Origin of the sequence: Thioalkalivibrio thiocyanoxidans ARh2 (genome assembly GCF_000385215.1) — a bacterium.
GTDB classification, from domain to species: domain Bacteria; phylum Pseudomonadota; class Gammaproteobacteria; order Ectothiorhodospirales; family Ectothiorhodospiraceae; genus Thioalkalivibrio; species Thioalkalivibrio thiocyanoxidans.
Genome location: NZ_ARQK01000011.1, coordinates 1 through 4,396, shown reverse-complemented (window position 1 = coordinate 4,396; position 4,396 = coordinate 1). Strand labels below are relative to the sequence as shown.

The following is a 4,396-nucleotide window of genomic DNA, read 5'->3' as shown; positions in this document are numbered from 1 at the left end:
GATCATTTCTTGATCACCTCCCGATTGCGTTCCATGGGCCGGCCGGAACCGCCGCGGCGCAGGAAACGCTTCAGCGATTGCTTGAGACCGATCCGGGAGAGGGCCGCGGAGACGGCGTCCGAACCCAGCGTGGCGGCGGCATGGGAAAGACCCAGGGAGAGCGGGCGCGGGCGACGCCGCAGGTAATAGACATCCGCACAGAGTTGGTGGTCCGAACCAAACAGGGCCTTGTGCGGGCTGTCGCCCGGGGCGAAATCGAAATAGCGAAACCGACCCTCCTGGAACAGGGATTCCAGCACCAGCCATTGCAGTACCGTGCCCGGCGACAGGGCAGCCGCCTTCGGGTGGTAGCCCAGGTAGGCATAGAGGAGGGCCGAGTCGCGGGCCGGGCAATAGAGATAGGCCACCGGCTCGCCGTCCAGGAACAGGAGGTAGGCCCGCACCTGGTCGGCGGCCGCCAGCCGCGCGGCACGCTCGGCGAACGCGTCATCGTCCGGGAGGCCGGCGTTCAACAGGCGCTCCTGGTAGGTCAGCAGCGAGACCTCGCGCGCCAGGCTGCGAAAGGTCTCGAGCTCCTCCGGTGTGCGATAGGTACGCCAGTCGATCGTGCCCCCGGAGGCATCGGCGAACTTGCGTACCTTGCGCCGCATCGTCTGGCGGGACTTGGAGGAGAACTTCGCCTGATAACCCTCCCAGCCCATGTCGAGATCGATGTAGTGGCGCATGTACTGGCTGGGGACGTAGCGCAGATAGCCCGCCACCCACGACAGCCGCGGCAAGGGCGCCTCGACAGGCTGCGAGCGGGCAAGATGGCCATCGGCGACCGCATCCCCGGCGTACGGGGCCTGGGCCGCCGGACGCTGCAGAAAATGGCGGTTGTCGACCGACATTCGCAGCGAGATGTCGCCCAGTGTGATCTCGCCGATGCGCAGGGCGAGACGGACCCGCTCGACCGGATAGCGGGCCACCGAATGTCCGGCCATTGGGTGGTCGGCTTTCATCCCCAGAACACCCGCTGACTGGTCCAGTTCTCCAGGGCACGCAGGGCCGCCTGGGCGGCGGGGACGGTCAGCGTGGGCGTCACCTCCCGAGGCGCGGGCGTGGCCAGCACGTCGGCCATGCAGGCCGGGGTGAATCCCGGTTCCGACCGCAGGAACCGGCACAGTCGCTCCAGGCGGCGGCGGGTCAGCGGATTGATGCTGGGCGCCTGCTGTTCGTCCCGATAGCGCACGAACTCGAACGGGTGCGTCAGCACGACCACGTCGCTAAGCCCCTGGCGCCGGGCCTGGAACAGCAGCCTGCGCATCTCCGGCCAGGAGGTTCCGGTAATGGTGAGTGACTTCAGATGGGCCCGCGGCCCCCACCGGAAATCGGTGTAGGTGGTCACCGGGAACTCCAGGACCCCGTCGATCACATGGCAGCCACCCCGCAACTGCAGCTCCGGCTCGGCCGGCGGATAGATCGCGAGCCCGATGTTGGAGGCCCGGGGGAGCCCGGCCTGGCGCATGGCGGCGTAGACCTTCAGGTCGACCTTGAGCCCGCCGGTACGCAGCACACTGGGGGCATCCAGCCCCCAACGGCGGAACGTCGCCCTTCCCTGGTCGATCAGGTCGGCCAGTTCCTCGACGCTGCGCCGGGTGACATTGTCGTTCGGCGGGTCACTCTGCAGCCGCTGAACCCAGTCCGGGTGCCCGAAGTACGTCCAGCAGGGGTGCAGATGGAGCTGGATATCGTGCGCGCGGCCGGCGATCTCGTGGGCGATCTCGCCCATCGGCTCGTCGCCGAAATAAATCGTGTTCAGCGTCTCGACAAAGAAGGTGGCGCGAATCGCATACCGGTCGAGGGTGTCCAGCAGATAGCCAAGACCCTCCGAGCGCCCGTTGCGATGGCAGTAGACCGACGGCGGCCCGACCGGTTGGTGAGTTTGCGGCTCGCGAAAGGCCCCCGCGATGCTGAACTCGGTATCAACGGTCAAATGGACGCGGGTCGTCATTGTGTTCGCACCTTCAATGGGCAGAGGCCAGATTGCGCGCCAGCCGCAGACCAAAGCGCAGGGGCGTTCGGTCCCAGGGGGTAAAGCGCGGAAGTTGGAGCGGATCCGTATCGCGACCGGCGGCACCGGCCATGGTGGATACGGCGGCGTCGAACCCACTGGCGCGCACCATCTCGACATGCTCCGGCGCATAGTCCTTGCCGGGGCGACCGTTGGGGTAGGCAAACAGCCGTACGGGGCGTCCCACCAGGGCCTCGAGTTCGGCCTTGCCCTCCGCGATCTCCTGCTGTGCGGTCGCGGCATCGGTCTCGACCAGGATCGGATGCAGGACGGTGTGCCCGCCGATCCCCATGCCGGCATCGGCCAGCTCGCGAACCTGGGCATCGGTCATCATCAGATCGCCGGGAGGCGCAATACCGAACCGTGCGCCCAGCGCCTCGGCGCACCGACTGCGCTCGGCCAGCGGCCGGTACTTGAGGGCCCCGATCAGGGCGTGGATCGTGGTGCGGCGCTGCGCCACGGAATCCAGCGAACGCGTGCCCAGCCCCTCCGGGGTCAGGTCCACTGCCATGGAGGGAATCTGGCGGACCGTTTCGATCAGCATGTCGTTAAACATGCAGCCGCCATTCAGATAGCCGGTGGCGATGAAGAACGTTGCCGGCACCCCCTCCTCGCGCAGGATCGGCAACGCGATCTCCGCATTGTCGGCATAGCCGTCGTCAAAGGTGACCGCAACGGCCCGGGCGGGGAGCCGGCCTTGCTGCAGGCACTCGATGGCCTCGTCCAGTGGCAACGGGTTCATCTCCCTCGCCAGCAGGCGCATCTGCCAGCGAAAGGTCTCCGCCACCGGGTCTTCGGGCCGCAGGGGGTCGGGGTCCGCCAGCACGCGGTGATAGGCGAGGATCGTCAGGCGTGCGCGCCGGCCTTGCGGCGACAGCATGGACAGCGGTACTCGCAGCATGCGCACGATCTCCTGAACCCGCTCGGGGCGTCGGTCGGGGGGCGCGAACGTACCGGTCAGGATTTTCTTGCGTGCTTCAGCCAGTCCGCCACCACGGCCACGATGCGTTCTGCCGCGTTGCCGTCCCAGTACTGCGGGATGCGCCCCTGTTTGCCCCCATGGTCCATGACCTCGCGGAAAGACTCCATCAGTCGTTGCGGGTCATTGCCTACTAAAATATTGGTACCTTCATCGATCGTGATTGGCCGTTCCGTGTTCTCGCGCAGGGTGATGCAAGGCACCCCCAGGGCGGTGGTCTCCTCCTGCATGCCGCCGGAATCGGTGAGCACGACACGGGCATCCTTCATCAGCCCCAGCATCTCCAGATAACCGGCCGGTGGCAGCACGGCGATCGGCGCCTCGCGCAGGGCAGACTCCAGTCCGAAGCCCTGCAAACGGGCCTGGGTTCGGGGGTGCAAAGGGAATACCAGGGGAAGCTCCCGGGCAATGGCCACCAGGCTGTCGACCAGGCGCTCCATCACCGGCGCATGATCGACATTGGACGGGCGGTGCAGGGTCAGCACTCCATAGGCACCGCCCCCGGAGAATGCATCGGTCTCGACCTCGGCGGCCCGCAGGGTCTCCTCCCATGGCACCGCGCGCCCCAGGTTGTAGAGCTGCGTGTCGATCATCACATTGCCGACAAAGTGGACCCGGTCGGGGTCAATACCCTCGCGCACCAGGTTGTCGCGGGCATGGCGTTCGGTGATGAACAGCAGATCCGAGATCTGGTCGGTCAGTACCCGGTTCACCTCCTCCGGCATGCTGCGATCAAAGCTGCGCAACCCCGCCTCCACATGGATGACCCCGACCCCTTTCTTGGCCGCCACCAGGGCACAGGCGATCGTGGAGTTCACATCGCCCACCACGAGGATGGCCCGGGGCTGCACGCGGTCCAGCACGCCCTCGAAGCGCATCATCACCTCGGCCGTTTGCACGGCATGCGAGCAGGAACCGACCTCGAGGTTGATATCGGGATACGGGATTTGCAGATCGGTAAAGAAGCGCTCGTTCATCGCCGGGTCGTAATGCTGCCCCGTATGCACGAGCTGCGCCGGTATATCGGCTCGCTGCAGGGACCGCATCACCGGACCGATCTTCATGAAGTTGGGGCGCGCGCCCACCACGCACAGGATGTCGCATTGCGAATCTGTAGGCATAAGAGATCCCGTTAAGGAAACACTAATCCATGTACACGCTCGCGCTCGAGTCGCTTTTGCGTGCGAACAAGGCGCGGTGACCGCCGTGCAGTCATTCTGCACAAGGGAGCCGCAACGCAGTGCGCACGCCCGTTCTCTGTAACAACTGGCGGCCGAGCCCCTTCGTTCATTAAGTTGTGGGGTTGGCACCCCAGGTTCCCCGATCCTGCGTTGCGCCGCTTGCGGGTAGAACCACTACCCGCT

At 66.1% G+C, this 4,396-nt stretch carries 4 protein-coding genes; all 4 read right to left on the bottom strand.

Annotated elements, in window-relative coordinates; genetic code table 11:
* Positions 1 to 2 precede the first annotated feature (2 nt).
* The 4 genes from G372_RS0100180 to wecB are packed head-to-tail and all read right to left on the bottom strand — an operon-like array spanning position 3 to position 4,153.
* Entirely contained in the window at positions 3 to 1,001 is a 999-nt protein-coding gene (locus G372_RS0100180; RefSeq protein ID WP_038070481.1) for a GNAT family N-acetyltransferase, read from the bottom strand.
* Complete coding sequence (locus G372_RS0100175; protein ID WP_019623905.1) at positions 998 to 1,993, bottom strand: polysaccharide deacetylase family protein; 996 nt, start codon at positions 1,991 to 1,993, stop codon at positions 998 to 1,000. The genes G372_RS0100180 and G372_RS0100175 overlap by 4 nt, the downstream gene beginning before the upstream one ends.
* Before the next feature lie 13 nt (positions 1,994 to 2,006).
* Positions 2,007 to 2,954: a polysaccharide deacetylase family protein gene (locus tag G372_RS0100170; protein WP_019623904.1), complete on the bottom strand. Its 948-nt coding sequence runs from the start codon at positions 2,952 to 2,954 to the stop codon at positions 2,007 to 2,009.
* Positions 2,955 to 3,010: 56 nt separating this feature from the next.
* Positions 3,011 to 4,153 (bottom strand): non-hydrolyzing UDP-N-acetylglucosamine 2-epimerase, encoded by a 1,143-nt coding sequence (gene wecB / locus G372_RS0100165; protein ID WP_019623903.1) that lies wholly within the window; start codon positions 4,151 to 4,153, stop codon positions 3,011 to 3,013.
* Between the last annotated feature and the right edge of the window lie 243 nt (positions 4,154 to 4,396).